21 protein-coding genes are annotated in these 26002 nt (G+C 32.5%); 16 read left to right on the top strand and 5 right to left on the bottom strand.

Features of this window, described 5'->3' with window-relative positions:
• Positions 1-59: 59 nt before the first annotated feature.
• Entirely contained in the window at positions 60-449 is a 390-nt protein-coding gene (locus ACM55K_RS12040; protein ID WP_416850496.1) for a pyrophosphohydrolase domain-containing protein, read from the bottom strand.
• Positions 450-790: 341 nt separating this feature from the next.
• The gene (locus ACM55K_RS12035) at positions 791-2827 is read right to left on the bottom strand and encodes a dipeptidyl-peptidase 3 family protein (protein WP_416850495.1); all 2037 of its coding nucleotides are present in this window, start codon (positions 2825-2827) and stop codon (positions 791-793) included.
• 291 nt (positions 2828-3118) lie between these two features.
• On the opposite strand from ACM55K_RS12035, the gene ACM55K_RS12030 reads away from it, so the two are divergent.
• The 4 genes from ACM55K_RS12030 (at position 3119) to ACM55K_RS12015 (ending at position 5919) form a co-directional block, all read left to right on the top strand.
• Positions 3119-4363: an SRPBCC family protein gene (locus tag ACM55K_RS12030; RefSeq protein WP_416850493.1), complete on the top strand. Its 1245-nt coding sequence runs from the start codon at positions 3119-3121 to the stop codon at positions 4361-4363.
• A gap of 63 nt (positions 4364-4426) precedes the next feature.
• Positions 4427-4969, top strand: a complete 543-nt coding sequence (locus tag ACM55K_RS12025) for an RNA polymerase sigma factor (protein WP_416850492.1) — start codon at positions 4427-4429, stop codon at positions 4967-4969.
• 33 nt (positions 4970-5002) lie between these two features.
• Entirely contained in the window at positions 5003-5416 is a 414-nt protein-coding gene (locus tag ACM55K_RS12020) for a hypothetical protein (protein WP_416850491.1), read from the top strand.
• 44 nt (positions 5417-5460) lie between these two features.
• On the top strand, positions 5461-5919 hold the full coding sequence (locus ACM55K_RS12015; RefSeq protein WP_416850490.1) for a sensor of ECF-type sigma factor: 459 nt from the start codon (positions 5461-5463) through the stop codon (positions 5917-5919).
• A 63-nt stretch (positions 5920-5982) separates the two neighbouring features.
• On the opposite strand, the gene ACM55K_RS12010 is transcribed toward ACM55K_RS12015, so the two are convergent.
• The gene (locus ACM55K_RS12010) at positions 5983-7047 is read right to left on the bottom strand and encodes a WD40/YVTN/BNR-like repeat-containing protein (protein WP_416850489.1); all 1065 of its coding nucleotides are present in this window, start codon (positions 7045-7047) and stop codon (positions 5983-5985) included.
• A 115-nt stretch (positions 7048-7162) separates the two neighbouring features.
• Between ACM55K_RS12010 and ACM55K_RS12005 the strand changes: the two genes are divergently transcribed.
• From ACM55K_RS12005 to ACM55K_RS11995, 3 genes are all read left to right on the top strand, one after another.
• The gene (locus ACM55K_RS12005) at positions 7163-8782 is read left to right on the top strand and encodes a hypothetical protein (RefSeq protein WP_416850488.1); all 1620 of its coding nucleotides are present in this window, start codon (positions 7163-7165) and stop codon (positions 8780-8782) included.
• A gap of 123 nt (positions 8783-8905) precedes the next feature.
• Entirely contained in the window at positions 8906-10867 is a 1962-nt protein-coding gene (locus ACM55K_RS12000) for a KUP/HAK/KT family potassium transporter (protein WP_416850487.1), read from the top strand.
• A 143-nt stretch (positions 10868-11010) separates the two neighbouring features.
• Entirely contained in the window at positions 11011-12267 is a 1257-nt protein-coding gene (locus ACM55K_RS11995; RefSeq protein ID WP_416850486.1) for an RsmB/NOP family class I SAM-dependent RNA methyltransferase, read from the top strand.
• 100 nt (positions 12268-12367) lie between these two features.
• Here ACM55K_RS11995 and rho read toward each other — a convergent pair whose 3' ends face one another.
• A complete protein-coding gene (rho, locus tag ACM55K_RS11990; RefSeq protein WP_416850485.1) occupies positions 12368-14164 on the bottom strand; it encodes a transcription termination factor Rho in 1797 nt (598 codons plus the stop codon).
• 181 nt (positions 14165-14345) lie between these two features.
• On the opposite strand from rho, the gene ACM55K_RS11985 reads away from it, so the two are divergent.
• The 3 genes from ACM55K_RS11985 to ACM55K_RS11975 all read left to right on the top strand — a co-directional run bounded on the left by ACM55K_RS11985 (position 14346) and on the right by ACM55K_RS11975 (position 17274).
• The gene (locus ACM55K_RS11985; protein WP_416850483.1) at positions 14346-14759 is read left to right on the top strand and encodes a DUF4293 family protein; all 414 of its coding nucleotides are present in this window, start codon (positions 14346-14348) and stop codon (positions 14757-14759) included.
• Positions 14760-14893: 134 nt separating this feature from the next.
• A complete protein-coding gene (locus ACM55K_RS11980; protein WP_416850482.1) occupies positions 14894-15556 on the top strand; it encodes a response regulator in 663 nt (220 codons plus the stop codon).
• 23 nt (positions 15557-15579) lie between these two features.
• Positions 15580-17274 carry a tetratricopeptide repeat-containing sensor histidine kinase gene (locus ACM55K_RS11975; RefSeq protein WP_416850481.1) on the top strand — a complete coding sequence of 565 codons (1695 nt, stop codon included), beginning with the start codon at positions 15580-15582 and terminating at the stop codon, positions 17272-17274.
• Positions 17275-17277: 3 nt separating this feature from the next.
• Here the strand turns inward: ACM55K_RS11975 and ACM55K_RS11970 are convergent, their stop codons facing one another.
• Positions 17278-17775 carry a metallophosphoesterase family protein gene (locus tag ACM55K_RS11970; RefSeq protein WP_416850480.1) on the bottom strand — a complete coding sequence of 166 codons (498 nt, stop codon included), beginning with the start codon at positions 17773-17775 and terminating at the stop codon, positions 17278-17280.
• Positions 17776-18190: 415 nt separating this feature from the next.
• On the opposite strand from ACM55K_RS11970, the gene truA reads away from it, so the two are divergent.
• From truA to ACM55K_RS11940, 6 genes are all read left to right on the top strand, one after another.
• A complete protein-coding gene (truA, locus tag ACM55K_RS11965) occupies positions 18191-18931 on the top strand; it encodes a tRNA pseudouridine(38-40) synthase TruA (protein WP_416850479.1) in 741 nt (246 codons plus the stop codon).
• A 111-nt stretch (positions 18932-19042) separates the two neighbouring features.
• Entirely contained in the window at positions 19043-20797 is a 1755-nt protein-coding gene (locus ACM55K_RS11960; RefSeq protein ID WP_416850478.1) for an ABC transporter ATP-binding protein, read from the top strand.
• A 359-nt stretch (positions 20798-21156) separates the two neighbouring features.
• Positions 21157-22545: a dihydrolipoyl dehydrogenase gene (lpdA, locus tag ACM55K_RS11955; RefSeq protein ID WP_416850477.1), complete on the top strand. Its 1389-nt coding sequence runs from the start codon at positions 21157-21159 to the stop codon at positions 22543-22545.
• 398 nt (positions 22546-22943) lie between these two features.
• Positions 22944-23729, top strand: a complete 786-nt coding sequence (locus ACM55K_RS11950; RefSeq protein WP_416850476.1) for a hypothetical protein — start codon at positions 22944-22946, stop codon at positions 23727-23729.
• Positions 23730-23989: 260 nt separating this feature from the next.
• Positions 23990-24478, top strand: coding sequence for a hypothetical protein (locus ACM55K_RS11945; protein ID WP_416850475.1), 489 nt, complete (start codon positions 23990-23992; stop codon positions 24476-24478).
• Between the two features lie 676 nt (positions 24479-25154).
• Complete coding sequence (locus ACM55K_RS11940) at positions 25155-25550, top strand: cupin domain-containing protein (RefSeq protein ID WP_416850474.1); 396 nt, start codon at positions 25155-25157, stop codon at positions 25548-25550.
• Positions 25551-26002: the final 452 nt, after the last annotated feature.

Below are 26002 nucleotides of genomic sequence, written 5' to 3'. Positions count from 1 at the left end.
TACTGAAAATCGCTTTTTTTATTTTTATTTTTTTACTGCAAACTGAAATCTGAAACCTGTTATTTTTCCTCAAGTATTTTAGAAAAATTAGGTTTGAAATAATTAGGACCTTTCATTACTTTTCCGTCTTCACGATAAATAGGTTTCCCTTCTGCGTCTAACTTACTCATATTACTACGTTGAATTTCGTCAAAAACTGCTTCTATTTTATGTTGTAGACCATGCTCAATAATAGTTCCACATAGAATATACATCATATCACCAAGTGCATCTGCAATTTCTATCAAGTCATTATTTTGAACTGCTTCCAGATATTCTTCATTTTCCTCTTTCATCAGATTGTACCGAAGCGTGTGTTTACTTTCTCCTAAATTAGCTGTAGGAATTTCATTATGTCCTATTTTAAATGCGGTATGAAATTCTTTCACGGAGTCTATCTGTTTTTGCATGTTTTTATTTTATTAAATGAAAAGGCAAATTAGCAACTATTTCTAAACAATTAACTAAATTTGCTCGAAATAATTTAAACTATGTTTAGTCAAGGACAATTAGTGTTTGCAGGCTGTTTTTTTGTTGCTTTTGTTATTGCAGCAATATATGCCTACCGAAAAGATTTGGGAGTACATAAAGAGTTTTATAAGGGAAACTACAAGATATTAATCGGTTTCCTAATTTTTATTGGAATCTTGTTTATGATAAAGATATTTTTTAAACGCTAACCTCTTTATTTTTCAGAATAAAAAAATGCCCACTAAATGTGAGCATTTTTTTTGAAACTTAATTTATACTTCTAATTTTCCAAAGGTAAAAATCCAAAGTTTTTAGAGTATTTCAACATTTGTTCTGCAAATGTTTTTGGCTGTTGTACTTCTATCGAAATAATTTTACCTGTTTTGTCTAATTTTGGAACCAATACCGGATTTACAAAACCACTATAAGCAGCCGAAGCAAATTGTTTATTTCGCTCTAAAACTTCAACGTGCAGTTTTTGATCTACTTTCACACCATAATTTTCAACTAATGCTTTTCCTGCATTGAAATCTCCTTCTGATTTGATTCGTTGTACTTCTCTCAACAATTGTCCGAATAAATCGTGTAACTTTTCATAATCCGTAATATTGAAATACGTTTTACCGTTACGCGTGATTTTCTCAATAACATTGTCTTTTTTTCCTTTTTCAAAAACCCATGAACTTACCCACTGACGGTTTCTCATGTGTGCTTCTTCAATATTCGCACCCAATTCTAAACGCACTAACTGAGTCATTAACCCATTTCTGATGTAACTGTCATAAGACTCCATTCCAAGTTTTTTCCAATCATCAACTAACCCTAATTCTTGTAATTTTGGGTTGTACAAATAGTATAAACCAACTAGATCCGCCCTTCCTTCTTCAAGTGTCGAAGCATAACTTTTCAATGATTCTTTAGGAGTTCCCACACCCGGATTAATTTGTCCTGAAGCATGACCCACCACTTCGTGTAAAGCAGTATGCATCTTATCCCCTATCTCACCATATTTTTTTGCCAAAGCAATTTCTTGCTCGTCATTAGCAAATTCTTCTAATTTTCCTTTACCGGCTGCTTTAGCATACGAATCGATAATATTTCCTAAAGAAACTGATTTCGAACCATGTTCCGCACGAATCCAATCTGCATTTGGAAGATTTACTCCAATAGGCGTACTTGGCGATGCATCACCAGATTCTCCTGCTACAATAACCGTTTTATATGAAACACCAACAACATTTTTCTTTTTATGTTCTGGCATTAATGGCGAATTATCTTCAAACCATTGTGCATTTTTGGAAACTACTTCCATTTTTGCCGACATATCAAAATCTTTTATCTGAACAATTCCTTCATAAGAACCTCTGTACCCTAATGGATCATTGTATACTTCAATAAAACCATTAATATAATCAATGTTACCATCGGTTGCATCTAACCAAGCGATGTTATAATCATCCCAAGTTTTTAAACTACCCGTTTTGTAATAACTGATCAGTAATCCTAAAGCATCTGCTTGCTTTTTATTTTCGGCAACAGCCTTTGCTTTTTCTAACCAATAAGTAATTTTATCAATTGCAGCGCCATACATGCCACCACTTTTCCAAACTTTCTCAGTTAATTGTCCTTTTGAATTGCGAACTAATTTAGAATTTAAACCATAAGAATACGGTTTCTTAGGGTCCGGACTTGTTTTTTTAGCGTAAAAATCTTCTGCTTCTTTTAATGAAATTCCCTTGTCATAGAAATTAATGGCTGACCCTTCCAATAAACCTTTTGATTCATCAAGATTAACTCTTTTAGCATCAACATCATTAAATATAACAGCTGTAATAGCAGGTGATAAAGTTGTTTTAGTCGCTTTCAACAAACCGTTAAAATAGGCAATCGAAAATCCTGACTTAATTTTATCGCTGGAATAATGATGGTGAATTCCATTGGAGAACCAAACTCTTTTAAGGTATATTTCAAAATTTTTCCAGTCTCCAGATGTTTTATCTCCTTTATAATTTTTGTAAATATTTTCTAATGCTTTCCTAATTTTTAGATTGTATTTATAATGTTGATCCCACATTATATCGCGACCTGAAGTTCCTGCCTGAGTCAAATAATAAACTAATTTCTGTTCTTTTAGTGTTAGATTTTTCCAATCAGGAATTTGATAACGCAGTACTTTAATGTCCGCAAATTGTTCTACAACATAATCGAAAGGAGCTTTCTCTGTGGTTTTTACGGCCGTAGTTTTTGTTACTTGTCCATTACAAATAACAGAAACCACGAGAGTAGTAAAAAATCCAGCAATTTTAAGTAATTTCATTATTAATATTATTTAGATGTTTGACGTATTATTATTCAACAAATATACACATTCTTTAAATAAATAATAAAAATCACTTCTTATATTGTTATGCTTTTGAAATAAATAAAATAATAATTTCAATTTCCAGCCAATATTTTTTTAGGTTCTGAGTTAAATAAATAAAAAATGAGTTTCAAAAAAATCATTCCTACTGTCGAGAATTCAAACAACAAATTTTATAATTTTTTAATAGTTACCTTACAGTATTAATAAAATTTCTAACTTTACAAGTTAAAACAGCCTATTATCATGAGGATTTTAAAATATATATTTCTTTTATTATTACTTAGTTTAGTTGCATTATCAATTTTTATTGCAACACAAAAGGGAGATTTTACTGTAGAAAGAAGCAAAGTCATTAATTCCCCAAAACCGGCGGTATTTAATTATGTAAATGACTATAAAAATTGGCAAGATTTTGGATCTTGGGCTACAGAAGATCCTGAAATGAAAATAACTTATCCTCAAAATACAATTGGAAAAGGCGGTTCTTATTCTTGGGAAGGCAAAGATGGTAATGGTGATATGAAAACTATTTTCGTGAAGGAAAACGACAGTATTTCTCAAAAAATGAATTCTAACGGAACTTCTTCAGATGTTTTCTGGAGTTTCAAAGACACTGTAGGGGGAACTAAAGTAACTTGGAAAACAAAAGGAAAAATGAGTTTCCTTTTCAAAATATATTCTGCTTTTAATGGAGGTGTTGAGAAAATTATAGGCGGCATGTATGAAAAGAGCTTAGCCAACTTAGATAAAACCTTAGATTATGAAATAAATACCTATTCCGTAAAAGTAGACGGTTTGGTAAAAAAACCGGAGACTTTTTATTTACATCAAACGTTCACCAGTAAAATTTCAAATGTCATTAAAAATTTCAGAATCGTCACTCCAAAAATTATTACTTTCTGCGAAAAAAATAACATTATAATTACTGGAAAACCTTTCATACTCTATCATACCTATGATTTAGTAAACGGGCTTACCAAAATCTCTATTTGTGTGCCAATTAAAAATCAAATTTACACAAGTGAAGGAAGTGATCTTTATTCTGGAAAATTAGAAGCATTCGAAGCAGTAAAAACTACCTTAACCGGTGATTATTCCCATAAAGATAAAGCTTTGAATAAAACAACGCAATATCTTAATGCCAATCGTTTAACATCTGATGCGGCATTTTCACATCTTGAAATTTCTTTGATGGGTAAAACCGAAATAAAAAATCCATCAAAATGGGTTACTGAAATTTATTACCCGATAAAATCAAAAGTGGAAGCCATTAAAATCTACAAACCGGCAGTCATAAAAGCTGATGAAGTCATAACAACGGAACCTGTTATAAAAACAACTGAAGCTGTAAAAACAGAACCCATTGCGAAACCCAAACCAGTTGCAAAACCTAAGCAAACTATAAAAACGGAACCAGTTATAAAAACGGAACCGGTTATAAAAAAAACAACTGCTCCAAAAAAGGAAGAAGAACAATCTGAATTTTAAGTATTTTTTCATCACAGATTAAACCTATTTGATAAATTCCATTCTAACTGATAAATAATAGCTTTGCAAGAGGAAAAGGAATTCATCCAAAAACTATTGAACCCTAAAACGCAAAATCAAGCGTTTCAACAACTCTTACAAGATTATCAAAAACCGTTGTACAATCATATCCGCAATATTGTATTGAGTCATGATGATGCTGATGATGTGCTGCAAAATACTTTTATAAAGGTATTTCAACATTTAAAAAATTTTAAAGGAGACAGTAAACTTTTTTCTTGGATGTATCGCATTGCAACTAATGAAGCACTAACCTTTTTGAATCAAAAAGCAAAAATTAACGGAATTTCATCTGAGACATTACAAAACAAAACTATTGATAATCTAAAAGCCGATGTTTATTTTGACGGAAATGAAATTCAAATAAAATTACAAAAAGCCATTGCCGTTTTACCCGAAAAACAACAATTAGTTTTCAAAATGAAGTATTTTGAAGAATTAAAATATGAACAAATATCAGAAATATTAGGAACATCAGTCGGTGCTTTGAAAGCATCTTATCACCATGCAGTAAAAAAAATAGAAGCCTTTGTAATGGCAAATTAAACCTTTTGTATTTAATTAAGTCTAATGAATATTATGAAAAAATTTAAATTAGAAAACGAGCCAAAAATTGAATCCGGATTTAAAACTCCAGATCATTACTTTGAAAATTTTTCGACAAAAGTTTTACAACAATTGCCAAAAGAAGAACCAAAAGTAATTTCTCTTTTTCAAAAAAGAAAGATAGTAATAATGATGGTAGCAGCAATTTTAGTAATTGCATTGATGATACCTATTATTAATACCTACACTACAAAAACGAAGGAATTAGATTCGACTACTTTAGAAAATTATCTAACGTATCAATCTAACATGAATCAATACGATTTGATAAGTGAACTAGACTCTGAAGATATCAACAAAATAAAGACTTCCGTAGTACTTGAAGACAAGACAGTTGAAGATTTATTATCTGTAAATTCTGATGCTGAAAATCTGATGATAGAATAAAAACAAAACCTTTTAATACTGAAATTGAACTTAAAAATACAACAATGAACATTAAAAAAATTTTACCGATACTGTTACTACTTTTCTCTTTTAATTTTTACGCTCAAGGCGAAAAAATGAAAGAAAAAAAAGAACAAATCAAAGCTTTGAAAGTAGCGTTCTTGACCACCGAATTAGATTTAACGACTAGTGAAGCTGAAAAATTTTGGCCACTCTACAACACCTTTGATGACAAACAATTTGAATTGAGACATCAAAAAATGAAAACTTTGATGAAAAGAATGAATGATGGGGGCTTAGATAAATTGACCGAAAAAGAAGCCGGTGCTTTTCTTGCTCAAATGGAAAGTAATGAAGAAGAATTATTTTTATTACGAAAAAAATTTACCGCAAATCTCAAAACAGTCATTCCAGCCATTAAAATCATAAAACTGAGAAAATCTGAAGAGGATTTCAACAGAAAATTATTGCAGCAATACCGAGATAAAGGTCCTAGAAAATAGTATTTAGATTGTGTTAATTCAACTAAACACCTTACTTAATGTTTATTCATTAGTTAAGGTGTTTTATTTTTTAAAATTTAAGCGAACCATTTTATTTTTACCAGCTGCGATAGCGGTGTGCCTATCTAAAAATCGGATTGTAAAAAGACTGGAATCTGTGGATAATTGCTTCCATGAATTGCCACTATCCGATGAATAATACAATCCGGATGCACCCACCGAAACTAATTCTCTTCCCTTACTATTTGGAACATATTGCACGCAGGAAGCATAACCAAAACCTTGATTTTCGGCTTGTAGTTCCCACGTTTTACCTCCGTTAATTGTTAATGCTTTGTTTGAGAAATTTTGATTCGGTAATTCATAATTCCCTCCTGTTATAAATCCTTTTTTGGAATCATAAAAATCAGCTGTAAAAATCCCCGTCATCGTTTTTCCTTGAACTATTGGTGTTTCTTGTACTTCCCAAGTTTTTCCTTTATCTGATGAGTAAAAAACTCTGGCTTTTTTTCCGCCTGTAACAATCCAAGTTTTATTTTCTTTGATAACAATATTAGTATTGCTTGCAGCAAAAGCTGCTTCACCATTAATTATTTTTGGTAATTTATCACACGGAATTTTATTCCATGAATTACCACCGTCACTTGTTGTTATTATTGAAAGACAATTGGTTATTGGATCCCCTATCGCTATTCCTTCTTTATCGTTCCAAAATTGCATACTATCATAAAAGACTTTTTCGTGGTTTTCCTGATAGACCAATTTTGTTTCTGAGTCGTCTTTAGAAATTTTATATAATAAAGCTGGATTTGAAACGTTAAGTATAAAAATTGCTGAAGATGTTTGTGCAATGCTTCTAAATTCGAACTTCAAACTATCGTTCCCAATATGGCTTTCTATTTTTTTATTTTTTTCCAAATCATAAAAACCAAATCTGGAATTATCCGCAGCATACCAAATTTTATTTGCATCAATTAGAATGGCTCTAATACTCACTTTATCTTGAAACAACGTATCAATTTGAACAGACTGAAAACCCCTATCATTAGGATTAACACCAACATAACTACTTGTTTTACAAGATATAAAAATATTAAAAACCAATACAATCAAAATAATTTTTCTCATTTTCTATAATTTTTCAAAGCTAATTTACAATTAAAAATGTTAATACTAATGACCTCTAAATTTATTGGCACAGTAATTGGATAATGAAAAAATATTAAACTTAATAATATTAATTATGAAAACTAAAATACTTCTGTTAAGTCTTTTGACTTCTGTTTTCGCCACACAAATACATGCGCAAGATAGAACTACAGTAAACGCGCTAAATAACGAAATTAGTGATAATTTAGATTTACGTGCTGTTGCATCAATTTTTGGAGATTCAAGAGATCTTCAGGATTTTGAAAGACGGCTAAATGACCCACAACTTCAAATATCAAATTTAGATTTGAATAATGATAACGAAGTTGATTATTTACGAGTAATTGAATCCGTAGAAAATAGAACCCATGTAATTATCATCCAATCTGTTATTGATCAAGATGTATATCAAGATGTCGCTACAATCGATGTTGAGAAGGACAGATACAATAACATCCATGTTCAAGTTGTGGGAGATGTGTACATGTATGGTCAAAATTACATTTACGAGCCTGTGTATTACAATACACCACTTATTTATGCTTCTTTTTGGGCTTCTAATTACCGTCCGTATTATTCAACTTGGAATTGGGGTTATTATCCTTCTTACTATTATGCTTGGAATCCTTTCCCTATTTTTAGATATAGAAACAACATCAATATTAGCTTGAATATAAACAACAATTACAATTATGTAACTTCAAGAAGAAGTAGTATTGCCATTGGATTATACAGTACAAGACGTTCCAATGGATATGAAAGACAACATCCGAATTATGCTTTTTCAAGAAGAAATTCTCAAGTAACAAATCGTTATGAATTAGACCAAAGAAGAGGATCGAGAAATGTTGGTTCTAGAAATGAAAATGGTTATCAAAACAGAACCAATTCACAAAGAACAGGAAATCAAAGAGATTATTCTCAAAACAGAACCAATCCTTCTAGAAATACATCTCCACAAAGAACAGGGAATCAAAGAGATTATTCTCAAAATAGAGGGAATTCAGCTGGACAAGCTGCTCCACAAAGAGCACAGCAACAAAGAGATTACTCTCAAAACAGAGGAAATTCAGCTGGACAAAGAGCGCAACAACAAAGAGATTATTCTCAAAACAGAGGTAATTCAGCTGGAGAAGCTGCTCCACAAAGAGCGCAACAACAAAGAGATTATTCTCAAAACAGAGGAAATTCAGCTGGAGAAGCTGCTCCACAAAGAGCGCAACAACAAAGAGATTATTCTCAAAACAGAGGAAATTCAACTGGGGAAGCTGCTCCACAAAGAGCGCAACAACAAAGAGATTATTCTCAAAACAGAGGAAATTCAGCTGGGGAAGCTGCTCCACAAAGAGCACAACAACAAAGAGATTACTCTCAAAACAGAGGTAATTCAGCTGGGGAAGCTGCTCCACAAAGAGCACAACAGCAAAGAGATTATTCTCAAAACAGAGGTAATTCAGCTGGAGAAGCTGCTCCACAAAGAGCACAACAGCAAAGAGATTATTCTCAAAACAGAGGTAATTCAGCTGGACAAGCTGCGCCACAAAGAGCAGAACAACAAAGAGATTACTCTCAAAACAGAGGGAATTCAGCGGGACAAGCAGCTCCACAAAGAGCAGAACAACATAGAGGAAATTCAGCTGGACAAGCTGCTCCACAAAGAGCGGAACAACAAAGAGGAAATTCTTCATCAAGAAACGACAACAGAAGGTCTTAAAACACACTCTACTAAATAAAAAGCACGGTTATAACAACCGTGCTTTTTTTTGTCATTTTATTAAATAAACAGCGCTAATATATTTAAAAAGAGTAAATTTGACGAGTTTTTTAAAAATATTACATGAGCGCATCGCACAAAGACTTGCATACTAAATTAACATTAGGCGGGTTATTAGTTTCATTAGGAATAATTTACGGTGATATTGGAACTTCACCTTTATATGTAATGAAAGCCATACTTGGTGATCATATTATTAATGCAGATGTCGTTTTAGGAGGGATTTCAGCTGTATTTTGGACACTTACCCTACAAACCACTATAAAATATGTCCTAATTACTTTGAGTGCTGACAATCATGGTGAAGGTGGAATTTTTGCTTTATATGCCTTAGTCAAAAAAACAAAAATTCAATGGTTAATAGTCCCCGCAATTATTGGCGGAAGTGCCTTACTCGCCGATGGAATAATAACCCCACCCATATCTGTATCTTCTGCTGTTGAAGGAATTAGAACCTACTATCCGCATATAAATACTATCCCAATAGTAATAGGAATTCTATTTGTGTTGTTTGCAATTCAACAATTTGGAACCAAATTAGTTGGTAAATTTTTCGCTCCAATGATGCTCATTTGGTTTGGAATGCTTGCCGTTTTGGGCTCAATACAAATCGCACAACATACTGAGGTTTTCAAGGCTCTAAACCCATACTATGCTTATCATTTGTTATCCATTCATCCTGAAGGTTTTTTTGTTCTGGGTTTTGTATTTCTTTGTACAACTGGTGCTGAAGCATTATATTCAGACATGGGGCATTGTGGTCGGAAAAACATTAGAATTAGCTGGATCTTTGTGAAAACTGCTTTAGTGCTTAATTATTTTGGACAAGCAGCTTATTTAATACATCACGAAGGGGAAACATTACAAAGTTTAGGTGGAAAAAATGGAAACCCATTCTATCTTATCATGCCAGATTGGTTTCAACCTATAGGAATTATTATTGCAACACTTGCAGCAGTAATTGCTTCCCAAGCATTAATCAGTGGCTCATTTACATTAATAAATGAAGCCATGAGATTGAACTTTTGGCCTAAGGTAAAAATAAAATATCCTACTGAATTAAAGGGACAATTATATATTCCATCTATAAACTGGTTGCTGTTTTTTGGCTGTGTGGGAATTGTATTGCACTTCGAAGAATCAAGTAATATGGAGCATGCCTATGGATTAGCTATTATTTTATGCATGATAATGACAACTGTTTTACTTAATTTTTATTTGATAATGAAAAGAGTAAAATTGTATTTTATAATGCCGTTAATTACCATTTATCTAATTATTGAATTTAGCTTTTTAGCAGCCAATATTACAAAATTTGCAGAAGGTGGTTATGTAACCCTTTTTATAGCAATACTTTTAATATCTGTAATGACTATTTGGTATTTAGCTAAGAAAATCAACAAGAGCTATACCAAAATTGTTAAGATTGAAGATTACAAAAAAGTACTCGTTGAATTAAGTGCCGATTTATCGATCCCAAAATATGCTACGCATTTAGTTTATATGACTAACGCAGGCAGAATTGATGAAATAGAAGAAAAAGTAATGTATTCTATTTTACAAAAAAGACCTAAAAGAGCTGATATTTATTGGTTTGTACACGTAAACATACTAACAGAACCTTATAAAACAGAATATAAAGTAACTGAAATTGTTAAAGATGATTTGTATCGTGTTGACTTTAATCTTGGTTTTAGAGAACCTACAAAAATAAACTTGATGTTTAAAGAAGTAATTAAAGACATGGTACAAAAAGGAGAAGTAGATATTACCAGTAGATATGAATCTTTGAATAAAAATAATATTATAGGTGATTTCAAATTTGTATTATCTGAAAAGTTCCTTTCTAATGACAGTGATTTAATTTGGCATGAAAAAATAATCATGAATTCCTATTTCTTTATTAAAAAACTAAGTTTATCCGAAGAAAGAGCTTTTGGTCTGGACAGTAGCTCCGTTAAAATAGAAAAATTCCCAATGGTGCTTCATGCTCCTGAAAATATTGGTTTAACAAGAGTTAAATAAGGATTTTAAAACCCTAATAATTTATAAAAGACACTGTAACTAAACAGTGTTTTTTTTATGTCAAAAAATTAAAAAATAACATTCATTATTTAAAATATAACATTCGGTCAATTAATAGTACCTTTGCACCTCAATTATTTAAAATGAGATTACACAGAAATTTAGTTTATACTACCATTGATGCTTTGAACGCCATATTTAATGAAGGCGAATATGCTGATAAAGTGGTAGCAAGATCCTTAAAAAAAGACAAACGTTGGGGAAGCTCTGACAGAAAATTTGTTGCCGAAACCATCTACGAAATCGTACGTTGGAAAAGATTATACGCAGAAATAGCCGAAGTAAAAGAACCTTTTGACCGAGACAATCTTTGGAGAATGTTTTCTGTATGGGCAGTTTTAAGAGGCTACCCTATTCCGGATTGGCGTCAACTGGAAGGAACGCCAGAAAGAAAAATAAAAGGTCGTTTTGATGAACTTTCAAAAGTAAGAGCCTTAAAAGAATCTATTCCAGACTGGATGGATGAATTAGGAGTTAAAGAATTAGGCGAAAAAGTTTGGGCAACTGAAATTACAGCTCAAAACCAACCTGCTAAAGTAATTCTAAGAGTAAACACACTTAAGACAACCAGAGAAGCGCTACGTGCTATTTTGATGGATTTAAACATTGAGACAGAAACGTTGAAAAATCAACCTGATGCTTTAGTGCTAAAAGAAAGAGCTAATGTTTTCTTGACTGACGCTTTCAAACAAGGTTTCTTTGAAGTTCAGGATGCCAACTCCCAATTAGTGGCAGCTTTCCTTGATGTAAAACCAGGAATGCGTGTTGTTGATACTTGTGCTGGCGCTGGTGGAAAAACATTGCACATTGCTTCTTTGATGGAAAACAAAGGACAGTTAATCGCTATGGATTTGTATGAAAGCAAATTAAAGCAATTAAAAATCAGAGCAAAAAGAGACGGTGCTTTCAATATTGAATACCGCATTATTGACTCGACAAAAATCATTAAAAAATTACACGAAAAAGCAGACCGTGTTTTAATTGACGCACCTTGTAGTGGTTTAGGAGTTCTGAAAAGAAATCCGGACGCTAAATGGAAATTAAAACCGGAATTTATTGATAACATCCGTAAAGTACAATCGGAAGTTTTAGAAAGTTATTCTAAAATTGTAAAACCGGGTGGAAAACTGGTATACGCTACTTGTTCTATATTACCATCAGAAAATCAAGAACAAATCGCTCGTTTCTTGACTACTGACATTGGAAAACAATTCGATTTTATAAAAGACCAGAAAATCTTGGCTTCAGAGTCTGGTTTTGACGGATTCTACATGGCTTTGTTAGAAAGAAAAGAAAACTCAGAACAGAAAGAAAAAAGAGTACAGAAAGAAGTAGAATAGAATATAAATTTTAGACTCCAAAATTCACAAAAAAAAATCCTCGAATCGAGGATTTTTTTTATGCGTTTTATGTACTTTATTCTATTCTCTTTTAATCTTCCTAATCATTCATTGAGATTAAAAACTCCTCATTATTTTTAGTTTTCTTGAAACGATCATTAATGAAATCCATAGCTTCCACTGGATTCATATCCGAAAGGTATTTTCTCATAATCCACATGCGTTGCAATGTTTTTTGATCCAATAACATATCATCACGTCTTGTACTTGAAGAAGTCAAATCGATAGCCGGAAAAATACGTTTGTTTGCAATTTTTCTGTCCAATTGCAATTCCATATTACCAGTTCCTTTAAATTCTTCAAAAATAACTTCATCCATTTTTGAACCAGTTTCTGTCAGAGCAGTAGCTATTATACTTAATGAACCACCATTTTCTACATTACGGGCAGCTCCAAAGAAACGTTTTGGTTTTTGCAATGCATTCGCATCCACACCACCACTTAATACTTTACCAGAAGCAGGCTGAACCGTATTATACGCTCTGGCCAAACGCGTAATGGAATCCAATAGAATCACAACATCGTGACCACATTCTACCAATCGTTTTGCTTTTTCAAGAACGATATTTGCAATTTTTACATGCTCTTGCGGCTCTCTGTCAAATGTAGAAGCAATTACTTCGCCACGCACACTACGTTGCATATCTGTAACCTCTTCGGGACGTTCATCAATTAGTAAAACAATCAAATATACTTCAGGATGATTCGCCGCAATTGCATTGGCAATTTCCTTAAGTAACATGGTTTTACCCGTTTTAGGCTGTGCCACAATCATTCCACGTTGTCCTTTTCCTATTGGTGAAAACAAATCGATAATTCGTGTTGAAATGGTACTTTGCTTCTCCGCCAATTTAAATTTTTCTGAAGGAAAAACAGGCGTTAAATGTTCGAATGAAACTCTATCACGAACTACTTGAGGATCGTGTCCGTTTATTTTTAAAACGCGTACTAATGGGAAAAATTTCTCTCCTTCTTTTGGTGGACGAACCACCCCTTTTACAGTATCTCCGGTTTTAAGACCGAATAATCTAATTTGGGAAGTTGATAAATAAATATCATCTGGCGAAGCCAAATAATTATAATCTGAAGAACGCAAAAAACCATATCCGTCCGGCATCATTTCTAGAACACCTTCACTTTCTATAATTCCATCAAATTCAAAATCAGAAGCAGCGAAATTACTTTTCTTATTTTTAAAATTTGGGTTTGGATTACCGTTTCCATTACCGTTTTGATTTGGGTTCTGGTTGGGATTCTGATTTGGATTCTGCTTATGTAACTGATTTGGATTTATCTTTTTTACCGGTGTGGCAGGAACTTCGGTTTCCTCTTCAGTTGGTGCATCTGCAACCTCGATATTCTCTTTGGTCGCTTCTTTTACTTCTTCCTTATCCTTTTTTAAGGCAATTTTCTTTTCGTAGGCTGATTTATTAAATTTAATAATTTTACCCACTTTTTTCTCCGCATCTACTTGTTCTTCTGCAATTGGAATAATCTCCTCTTCTTTTGGCATTGGTTCAACCAGAAGAATTTCTTCAACTGGAGTACTTATTTCTGTTGCGGTTTCTTCTTTTTCAAACAGCGTATTTTTTACCGCTTTTTGAATAGCTACTTTTTTAACAGGGACAATTCGCGCTCTTTTGGGTTTATCGTCGTCAACGTTACCATCCTCTTTTGTATCTAATACTGAATCAACGTTAGAAGCCACTTGATGCTCTAAAATCTGACTTATTAAAGTATCTTTTTTTACACCATTAAACTTTATGGTTTTAGCTGATTTAGCTATTTCTTGAAGCTCAGATAGCTTCATTTCTTTTAATGCAGAAATATCAAACATGAATGTTCTATGAGTTTAATTATTTTGGAAAATTGTAAAGATAGGTAGTAAACTTTTTTATTTTGAATCAACCGCAGTATGAAGTGCTTACGGTATTATCATGCAATAATACGAATAAAATTTTATCATACAATAGCATTTTTAAAAAAGAAAATATATTTTTGTAGAACAAATCAAAACCATGATACAAAGAATTCAAACCATTTATTTATTTCTTGCTTTTGTAGTGACAGGAATTTTACCATTTTTCATTCCTTTATGGACAATGAGCAATGAAACTGATTTTTTATTCATGCAAGACCAAGTCTATGTAATCTTATTAGGTTTAAGCACAACGCTTACTTTATTGAGTATTGTATCTTATAAAAAAAGACAAAATCAATTTGTTATTGGCAGATTGAACATAATATTAAATTTAATTTTATTAGGATTGTTTGTATATCGTTCACTAAACTTATCTGGAGAAACACTGGCTGTTTCGGAGAAAGGTATTGGGATGTTTCTACCTATTGTTGCTATCGTATTATTAGTTTTGGCTAATAAAGCCATCAAAAAGGATGAAGATCTTGTAAAATCTGTGGATAGATTGAGGTAAACCTATAAACTTAATTTATTAGTGCGAAGAAAACCCGGATGTAACAGTTCGGGTTTTTTTGTGCTTATAAATAATAAAAATCTTACTAAATAATTCATTATATTTTTATAAATTTGAAACGTAGTAATTTCATTATGAAAACAAAAATTAGAATTCATTTAGCGGACGATCATCAAATACTTATTGATGGAATCAGTACTTTACTGCAAACCATACCTAATTATGAAGTAGTGGGATTTTCTCTAAATGGAACCACCATTTATGATGACGTTACAAAAAACAAATCTGATATTCTTGTTTTAGACATTAATATGCCGGAAAAAGACGGAATTGAGGTCATCAAAGAATTTGCTGAAAAAGGTTTTCCTTGTAAGGTCATTATTCTTTCCAGTTATGATGATCTGAAATTGATAAAAGAAATCATGAAACTTGGTGTGAGTGGCTATTTAACAAAACAATGTGCCGGTGAAAATATCGTCGAAGCTATTGAAGCAATTTCAAGAGGAGAAGAATATTTCAGCAAACCTATTCGAGAAAAAATCTTTAATTCTTTAACAAAGAGCAATCCAAAACTAAACAAAAACGGGCTGGATACAAATTCAATTTTGACAGGACGCGAATTGGAAATTATCACTTTGATTTCATTAGAATACAGTGGAAAGCAAATTAGCGAACAACTCTTTATCAGCATGAATACTGTTGAAACGCATCGTAAAAACATAATGAAAAAACTGGATGCAAAAAACACGATCAGTTTAGTCAAATATGCGATTAAAAATAATTTGATAAAGTCCTAAATTAAGCAATAAAGTACTTTTTTATGTCTCTATTTCGAATTACTATAGTACTTCTTTTACTGCTATTTTTTTTTAGCGCTCCTTCTTTTGCTCAAAAAAAAATACGTTCCAAAAAAGAAATTACTTTATTAGCAAAAGAGGCTAATAAATGTATGAAAGAAGGCAATTTTGAAAAATCTCTGGTAAAAGCTCGAATCGCTTTACATTATGCCATCGCGATAAAAGATGACAATCTTATAGCCGCTACTTACAATACGATTGCTGCCAATTTTGATGAATTAGCAGAATTTGACAAAGCCTTTTTCTACTACAACAAAGGCTTATTTTATGCTAATAGAACCAATAACAATGAATTGAAAAATTGGCTCTATAACAATCTAGGAAATATCTATTGCTTTGATAAAAAAAAATATGAGAAAGGAATCGTCTACTATAAAAAATCATTAGAATACAGTAAAAAAATAAATGATTTCAGCCAAATAGTTTTCACAAAACTCAATATAACCTGGGCTTATTTTGACATTGGTCATTTTGAAGAGGGCTACCCTTATTTAGAATATATAAATAAACACCACCAAAAATATGGTGATGAATCCACAATAGTTGCGCTAAACATGCTAAACGGCATGTATTATGGTTATAAAAATGACAGTAATAAAGCCAACTTCTTTTTTCAAAATGCCATAAAATTTGGAAATGCGGGAGATGAAAAGTCAGATTTATCATTTTCACATCAAGAATATTCTAAATTTTTATTAAAAAATGGTGAATTTCAAAAAGCGTACGAAAACCTGGCACTTTACAATACCATCACGGCTCAACTCAATACAGAAGAGAAACTTAAAAAAATCAATATTGCAGGCATTAACCTTGAAATAGATGAATATAAGAGAGAGATTGACAAAATAGAAACTAATTACAAAACGAAGCAGGAATTACTACTGGAAACACAATCTAAGAACAAAAAAATCAGTATTATTGTGATTTCACTATTGCTTTTAATCATCATTCTTTTTTATATTTTATTCCAGAATACAAAACTAAAACAGAACAACAAACTGAAAGATTTACAAAGTAAAATCCAGGAAAACATAATCAACGCATCCATAAACGGACAAGAATTAGAAAGAAAAAAAATCGCTTCTTTTTTACATGATAACATTAGCGCTTTGTTATCATCGGCAGGATTGCATTTAAATGTTTTTACTTCGCAAAATCAATCTCCACCTCAAGAAATACTAAAGACTAAAGCTATCTTAGTGGAAGCGCATGATAAAGTTCGTGATTTGTCACATGAATTGATGCCCACACTTTTAGCCCGTTTTGGTTTATTTTATGCACTGGAGGATTTATGTGAAAAAAACTCAAACTCAGTAATTGAATTTAAATATTCAAGTCTGGTACCCACAAAAACGCGTTATAATGAGGACTTTGAAATGAAAATTTATTTTATAATCAGCGAATTATTGAATAATATAAACAAACACAGCAAGGCAAAAACTGCAAAAGTTACTATTCAGGAAACCAATAAATCACTCCAAATCCATGTGTATGACGATGGAAAAGGGTTCAATACAGCTCATTTACATAGCTTAGCAGGTTTTGGACTCAATCAGATTCAGGCGAGAATAAACAATTTAAAAGGGAGCATTTCTATCGATTCCAAACAAAATCATGGAACATCAATTTATATTGTTGTTCCAGTTGTAGAAAAATAATTATTATCCCTTTTTCTCTATTTCAATAATTTCCAAATCCTTGATTTTATCGCCATCAATCACAAAACGCAACATCGTGCGCACCTGATGAAAACCACTTTTTCCAGCTGCTCCAGGATTCATGTGTAAGAGATTATGCTTTTTATCAAATATTACTTTTAGAATGTGTGAATGCCCACAAATAAATAATTTTGGAGGATTGGCAGCCATCTCCGCTTTAATATTAGGATTGTATTTCCCAGGATAACCGCCAATATGCGTAATCCAAACATCGACTCCCTCACACATAAAACGGTTGTGCAACGGGAATTCCAATCTAGCTTTAGCATCATCAATATTACCATAAACACAACGCAAGGGTTTTATTTTTTTTATAGTATCTGTTACAGCTAAATCCCCAATATCACCCGCATGCCAGACTTCATCCGCCTGAGCAGCGTATTTTAAAACAGTATCGTCAATGTGGCTGTGCGTATCAGAAAGGAGTAATATTTTTTTCAAAACAGGTTTATTAGGAGCTATTTCCAGCTATTCGCTTGTATCTTTATATCCACCGAAAAGGCGAATAAAAAGGATACCGCTGCTATCTGGGCTAGGATTTTGTGGTAAAATTAAACAATCAAATTCCAAATAAAAAATCCATTTTAAATTGAACAATTTTTGCGCCACAGGAAAACGATTTTAAAATAAGTGCCTCTTTATTTTAATAAAAATCATACTTTTTATTTAGAATCTTCTTAAATCTAATGAATCTGCGTGCTAATATTGGCACGCAGATTCAGCAGATTTACGCAGATTTTTTAAAATTGGATTTTTTTAAATAAATTGTTTTTTTTAAGTGTTTCCCCTATTTGCTGCATCGCGACTTCGTGACACAAAAATTAATAAGTATCTTTGTCACTTCAAAAAAAATCACTTGAGGTATTTCATAAAATTAGCATACAACGGAACCCATTATCACGGCTGGCAATACCAACCCAATGCTGCATCAGTTCAGGAAACGATGAACAAAGCGTTTTCGGTACTATTGAATACTGAAATTAATCTTATGGGAGCAGGACGCACGGATACTGGTGTTCACGCCAAGGAAATGTACGCTCATTTTGATTTTGAAAAACCATTTGACATTCCAAATTTAATTCACAAGCTCAACTCCTACTTGCCCAAAGACATTGTTGTTTATGGCATTATTCCCGTTCACGACGAAGCGCACACGCGTTTTGACGCGACTAAAAGAACATATGAATACCATATCAACACTTTTAAAGATGTTTTTTCGCAAGAACAAAGTTGGTATTTCCATCAAAAATTAGATGTGGATTCAATGAACGAAGCGGCCAAATTATTGTTTAATTTTACTGATTTTCAATGTTTCTCTAAAGTGAATACGGATGTGAATACATTTGACTGTACGATTTTTGAAGCATATTGGAAACAAGAAAACGGCAGCCTTATTTTCACGATTTCGGCTAATCGTTTTTTACGAAACATGGTGCGTGCCATTGTAGGAACATTAGTAAATATAGGATTACACAAAATTACACTGGCTGATTTTATTGTCATTATAGAAAATAAAAATCGAGACAAAGCTGGTTTTTCGGTTCCAGCGCATGGTTTATATTTAACCAAAATAGAGTACGATTACATTACACAATAGCCCTGATAGCAGTGAAAATCCTTTTATGTTCCGCCTTTTCGGCGGACATAAAAGATTGCAACGAATAGCAGGAAATAGCTCCTGAAAAAAATCAGGATAAATCCAAAAAACATGAAAGCAAAAGCATTTGATACCCGATTATTCAAACGAATATTACAATACACGAAACCGTACCAATGGCGTTTTAATGGCGTGATTGTTTTTGCCATTTCGTTATCCATATTTGCTGCATTACGCCCATATTTGTTGAAGCAAACGGTTGATGGTTATCTAAAAACCCATGATCAACAAGGATTATTGATGTATGTAATCTTGATGGGAGTTGTGCTTTTAATGGAGGTATTTTCGCAATTTTACTTTGTATATTGGGCAAACTGGCTGGGTCAGGATATTGTGAAAGACATTCGAACAAAACTATTCAAACACTTGTTGAGTTTTAGAATGAAGTATTTTGATCTTGTTCCCGTGGGGCAACTCGTAACGCGTTCCGTATCGGATATTGAGGCAATTGCCCGAATTTTTAGTCAGGGATTGTTTATGATTATCAGTGACTTGATGAAAATGGTTGTTGTACTTCTTTTTATGTTCTACATGAACTGGAAGCTCACCTGGATTGTAATTGTGGCTATGCCTATTCTGGTTTTCTTCACCCGAATTTTCCAAAAGAAAATGCAAGTGGCTTTTGAAGAAGTGCGTACGCAAATTGCCAATATGAACTCTTTTGTTCAAGAACGTGTGACGGGAATGAAAATTGTTCAACTTTTCAACAGAGAAGACATTGAATTTGAAAAATTTAAAAGCATCAATGACAAGCACAATAAAGCCTGGATAAAAACCATTCTTTATAACTCCATCTTCTTCCCTATTGCCGATATTATTTCATCATTAACATTAGGATTTATAGTGTTGTACGGTGGAATTAAAATATTAAATGGCGATCATTTTACCACTTTTGGAGATTTGTTTTCGTACACCATGTTCATCGGAATGTTGTTTAATCCATTGCGCCAAATCGCGGATAAATTCAACGAGATGCAACTGGGAATGATTGCGGCGAATCGTGTTTTTGATATTTTGGATACCCAAGATCAAATACAAGATACCGGAACGATTGAAGCGCCAATTTTCAAGGGGGATATAAAATTCGAAAACGTTCGTTTTGGTTATATTCCTGAAGAAGATGTAATTAAAGGAATTGACCTTGAAGTAAATGCCGGACAAACGATTGCTATTGTAGGCTCTACGGGAGCGGGTAAATCAACAATTATCAACTTGTTAAACCGTTTTTACGAAATCAACAGTGGTTCCATTTATATTGACAATCACAACATTGAACATTATACTTTAAGTTCATTGCGTACGCAAATTGCGGTGGTATTGCAGGATGTTTTCCTTTTTGCCGATACTATTTTCAATAACATCACCTTGAATAATCCAGCGATAAGCAGGGAACAGGTTTTGGCTGCAGCCAAAAAAATTGGCGTTCACGATTTTATTATGAGTTTACCTGATGATTATGATTTTGACGTCAAAGAACGTGGGGTAATGCTTTCGTCAGGACAGCGCCAGTTAATTGCTTTTTTGAGAGCGTATGTGAGTAATCCGAGTATTTTAATTTTGGATGAGGCCACTTCATCGATTGACACCTATTCCGAAGAATTGATTCAACGCGCCACAGAAACGATTACCAAAGGCCGTACTTCCATCGTGATTGCACACCGACTTGCAACCATCGTCAATGCTGATAAGATTGTGGTAATGGATAAAGGATTAATTGTCGAGCAAGGCACGCATCAAGAGTTAATCAACCGTGAAAGTGGGTATTACAAGAACTTGTATGATTCGCAATTTTCGGTGGCTAATTAAGTTTATCACTCGGTTATTTGTGAATTTGGTTAATTGTTTAACCGTAAAAACTAGATTTTTATAGCATTTTAAATTAGAATGAGTTCAACTAATTTTATTTAAAAAAACGGTGGTTTTTTGAAAATTTGTTAGTTTATTACTTTATTTCATTGAAATTTTCTCAAAACAGAATAAATCCTTAAATTCGCCAAATCAATTAATTTAGTAAAAACGTACCTAAAATGAAATGGGCTTTTGCAACCCGAGTTTACGAACAGGCGAAGCAATTCCATTTTTATAACTAAAAAAATAAATACTTAAAAAACGAAATGAGTTTTTACGAATTCATTTTTACAAAAATTTAAATAAAAAGAAAAAAAATGAAATACGATATTATAGTTTTAGGAAGTGGCCCAGGCGGTTATGTTACAGCCATTAGAGCATCACAATTAGGCTTTAAAGTAGCCGTGATTGAAAAAGAAAACTTAGGCGGAGTATGTTTGAACTGGGGTTGTATCCCAACAAAAGCGTTACTGAAATCAGCTCAGGTTTTCGATTATCTAAAACACGCTTCTGATTATGGATTGACTGTTTCATCATTTGACAAAGACTTCCCTGCTGTTGTACAACGCAGTCGTAGTGTTGCTGACGGAATGAGCAAAGGTGTTCAATTCTTGATGAAAAAAAATAAAATCGACGTGATTGATGGTTTTGGAAAACTAAAACCAGGAAAAAAAGTTGATGTTACTGACAAAGACAATAAAGTTACTGAATATGCTGCTGACCATATCATTGTTGCAACTGGAGCACGTTCTCGTGAATTACCAAACTTGCCACAAGACGGTGTAAAAGTAATTGGATATAGACAAGCAATGACTTTGCCAACACAACCTAAGTCTATGATTATTGTAGGTTCTGGAGCGATTGGAGTAGAATTTGCACATTTCTACAACTCTATGGGAACCGATGTTACCATTGTAGAATTCATGCCAAATGTAGTTCCAGTTGAAGACGAAGATATTTCGAAACAAATGGAGCGTTCTTTGAAAAAAGCAGGAATCAAAATCATGACCAGTTCTTCAGTTGAACGAATTGATACTACTGGAGCAGGTGTTAAAGCATTTGTAAAAACAGCAAAAGGAGAAGAAGTTCTGGAAGCAGAAATCTTGCTTTCAGCTGTTGGAATCAAAACCAATATTGAAAACATAGGATTAGAAGAAGTTGGTATTGCTACTGACAGAGATAAAATCTTAGTAAACGCATACAATCAAACCAACATTCCTGGATATTATGCTATTGGTGATGTTACACCGGGGCAAGCATTAGCTCACGTAGCTTCTGCTGAAGGAATCAATTGTGTAGAAAAAATCGCAGGACTTCACGTAGAACCTATCGATTATGGAAACGTACCGGGTTGTACGTATGCAACTCCTGAAATTGCTTCAGTAGGTTTGACTGAAAAACAAGCTAAAGAAAAAGGATACGAATTGAAAATTGGTAAATTCCCTTTCTCAGCTTCAGGAAAAGCGAAAGCAGCCGGAACTCCGGATGGTTTTGTAAAAGTTATTTTTGATGCCAAGTATGGCGAATGGTTGGGTTGTCACATGATTGGAGCTGGTGTTACGGATATGATTGCTGAGGCAGTTGTAGCACGTAAACTGGAAACTACAGGACACGAGATCCTAAAATCAATTCACCCACACCCAACAATGAGTGAAGCTGTTATGGAAGCCGTTGCTGATGCATACGGTGAAGTAATACATTTATAGATTTTAGATCGTAGCTTAACGATTTTTGATATCCCATTTATGAATCCGATTTGTGAAAGCAAATCGGATTTTTTTATGGGCTATCCTATTGGTAAAACTTTACTTTAAATATATAACGCAACAATGTTAACATTAGATTTTTACTTCCACTTACTTGCCAAAGTAAAATAAATAAACAGCTGTATGTGCGTAATACTGTAAGCTGTCTTAAAAAATCAGATTTTTATTTCCGCTATAGCCCTAACTATAAAGCACCTATTATCAATTAATTATGAAACCTTTTTTAATAATTATACAACAAAAAATTTACACTTAATCCCGTACTTTGAATAGATCAAAAAATAGTTAAAATAAACGGAAACAATTTTCTTTTTATAATTATTTAAAAAGTGCGTCTTATGAAAAATATTTATCTTACAACTGGCACAATAAATCAAGTTTTTGATGAACTTGAAATCTCCTTTAAAGGAGCTTTAAATTCAAACAATAACGAATTTAATTTAACCTTAAATTCAGATTTAATCAAGGGAAATATTGATGCAATACCATTTATAAATGGCATTACTTCCATTCAAGCTAACATTACATTTTCTGATGATATAATGCTGAGTATTGAATCATTAAGTAAATCGTCTATTTTGTTTGCCTATTGTACTGAGGGATATATTAAACATAGCTTTGGTGTATCTGGACACAAATCAACCCTTAAAAAACACTTTTCAGGAGTAGTAACTGGCAGTCAAAATGTAAATACCCTATTACATTTCAAAAAGAACATCCCTGTTGCATTTTCTCTTATAAAAGTTGAGACTGAAAACTCCGTGAATACCATAAATGATTCTATAATTTCAAAATTGAAACAAACTTTTTTAAATAAAAAGCCCAATTATAGCTATCAAGGTATTCAAAATTTAAAAATTGCAGAAAAATTTATTGAATTAAACGCAATTACGGAACAAGGAATGATTGGACATATAATGAAAAAAGAAATTATACATTCAATAGTCGCCATGGAGATTGATGATAATACTGATAATCTGATTAAAATGTCACGCGCAATTAAACGTTCGGCTTTAAATCAAATTAATGAATTAAAAAAGATACCCAGTTTTATCAAACACTATGCTGTTGAGGCAATTTATAGTAAAGTTATTGCTTCAAAAAACAGGATTATAATCAAGTAACCTATAGAAAGACTTGATTTAATTTTAACACTGGCTTACCCTTTCAATAATCGAAATAATCTATTTTTTTCAGGTTTAAAATCAGATCTGCTTTACAAATCGTGTTTTTTCATGCTTTTAAAGCAACAAAAAAACATTTGCATCATTGAAATTATTTTTAATATTTTAACAAATAAACTAATATAAATTCGTAAATTTGATTGTATTGTATATTATTTATGTAGTAAAATGTTAAAATTTAATCATTTAATTTATTTGCTATGAAAACACTAAGACAATTCAGTTTAAAGCCGGTATTGATAATTATTAAAATTAATTCTACTTGCAATCCAAGCATGAATGATTTGAATACTGGCAATCGTTTAAAGGGTGTAACTCCAATAGATAACCAAAGTGGTGTTACTATTATTGTTACTGATGGAACTTTAAAAATAAATTTTTATTGGGACACTGACGGCAATGAAATAATTAATTTCAATGGATTCAATTTTAGCTTTGGAACAAATAATCTATTAACTGCCACTGACGGAACAAATACTTACACCGGAACTTGGTCAATTACAGACACGAATGGTTATATCGATAATTTATCCGATTTAAAATTCGATATTACTTTTACACCTCCGATAAATTTTGTTGAAATAATTGATGATTGGGAAATTATTGATAATTCCTCCAGTTATATTAAATTAAAAGACGTTGTCGGTAGCAATGGTGGAACCGACTTTTTAGCATTCAGCAAAAATTAGAAACTTGGTGAACTACAAAAATAAATACTACGGTAAATAAATGTTTTCAAAAATGATTTTTTTAACTTTTAAACAACATTTGAATGTTCAACAAATACATTTTCAGCTTTAATTCTCGACTTTAATTCTGATAAATAACAACATCACTCTGACACTTTTTCAGTGCAGTTAATTATTCCGGATTGAAATACTAAATCCGTTTTACCTTATTCTTTGGAACAAGGTAAAACGGGTTTTTTAATGTATTAAATTTTCTAAAAACAATTAAACAGTAATAAATTAAAATACTTAAAACCAGTATATTACTATTTAAAATCCTTCTTTATTTAACTTTAAATTCATTTTTTTTTGTAAATTAGTAGCCTCACAAAAATGATGCATACATTGTGCCTCACTATTCAAAAAAAACGAATGAATTAGTACGCCAAAGCTTATAGTAAATCTAAACCGATCATAAGTTGATTTAAAAAGCTAAAAGCATTTACGGACAAACAAGGATACTGATAATTCAGTTATATACTTCTTGTCAATGCCGACTCACAACAACGATGAAATACGGAAACCATCGACTACTTAAAAAACCGGCGAAACCAAAAAGCCAAACAAGTAGAAAAATTAAATTAAAATAATTAAAAATTTAAATTTAAAAAAGATGAAAACAATCAAAATGATTTTAATGACGCTACTCTTTGGACTATTCCTACTACAAGGAGCGAGCTTGTATGCGCAAGACCCCATGAAAGCATCACCAAATGTCTATAAAAAAATACTGCTTGAAAACGACAAGACAAGAGTAATGGAAGTTGAGTTCAAGCCGGGAATGGCAGTTGCATGGCACAGTCATCCTAACCATGTCATCTATGCCTTGACCAGCGGAAAAATAGAAATCACTGAAAAAGGCAAAACAGCAACTACTATGGAAATCAAAGCAGGTACTGCAATGTATATGCCTGCAGTAACTCATATGGGTAAAAACGTTGGAACCACCACAATCAAATTAATTGTGACCGAAATGAAACCAATGATGCACAAAAAGATGAATCCCATGATGCCTGCGGCTAATAAAAAATAATGGACCATCCTTTTTTGGCAAAATGATTCATTAGATTCCATTTTTTGAATACTGATTTGAAAACACCAAAATCCGTCTCGTTTCAACAAGGCGGTTTTTTTTATGGGCATGTCCCTGTTGCTGAACTACTCTATTAATGACATTCAATATTTTATGCGACACGGTCAGGCTATACGTTACAAACGAAGTTCACAGAACTCTTATAAAAAATAACAACTAGGTGAAGTAATCTCCCGAAGAAAAATCGGAAGGATTTCCACTACCATCCTTCATGCAAAATAGAATCCAATTCAATAACAAATTCAAGCATTAATGACAATAAATAGTAACTTGAATTTGAAATACATACAAGAATTATTAGGCCATAACAGTAACAAAAACCACCGAAATTTATACCCGCGTAAGCACAAAAAATTTACAACAAATTAAAAGCCCTTTTGATAGTTTGTAAT

Source organism: Flavobacterium arabinosi (assembly GCF_048158725.1).
Taxonomy (GTDB): Bacteria; Bacteroidota; Bacteroidia; order Flavobacteriales; family Flavobacteriaceae; genus Flavobacterium; species Flavobacterium arabinosi.
This window is presented reverse-complemented; position numbering and strand designations above follow the sequence as displayed.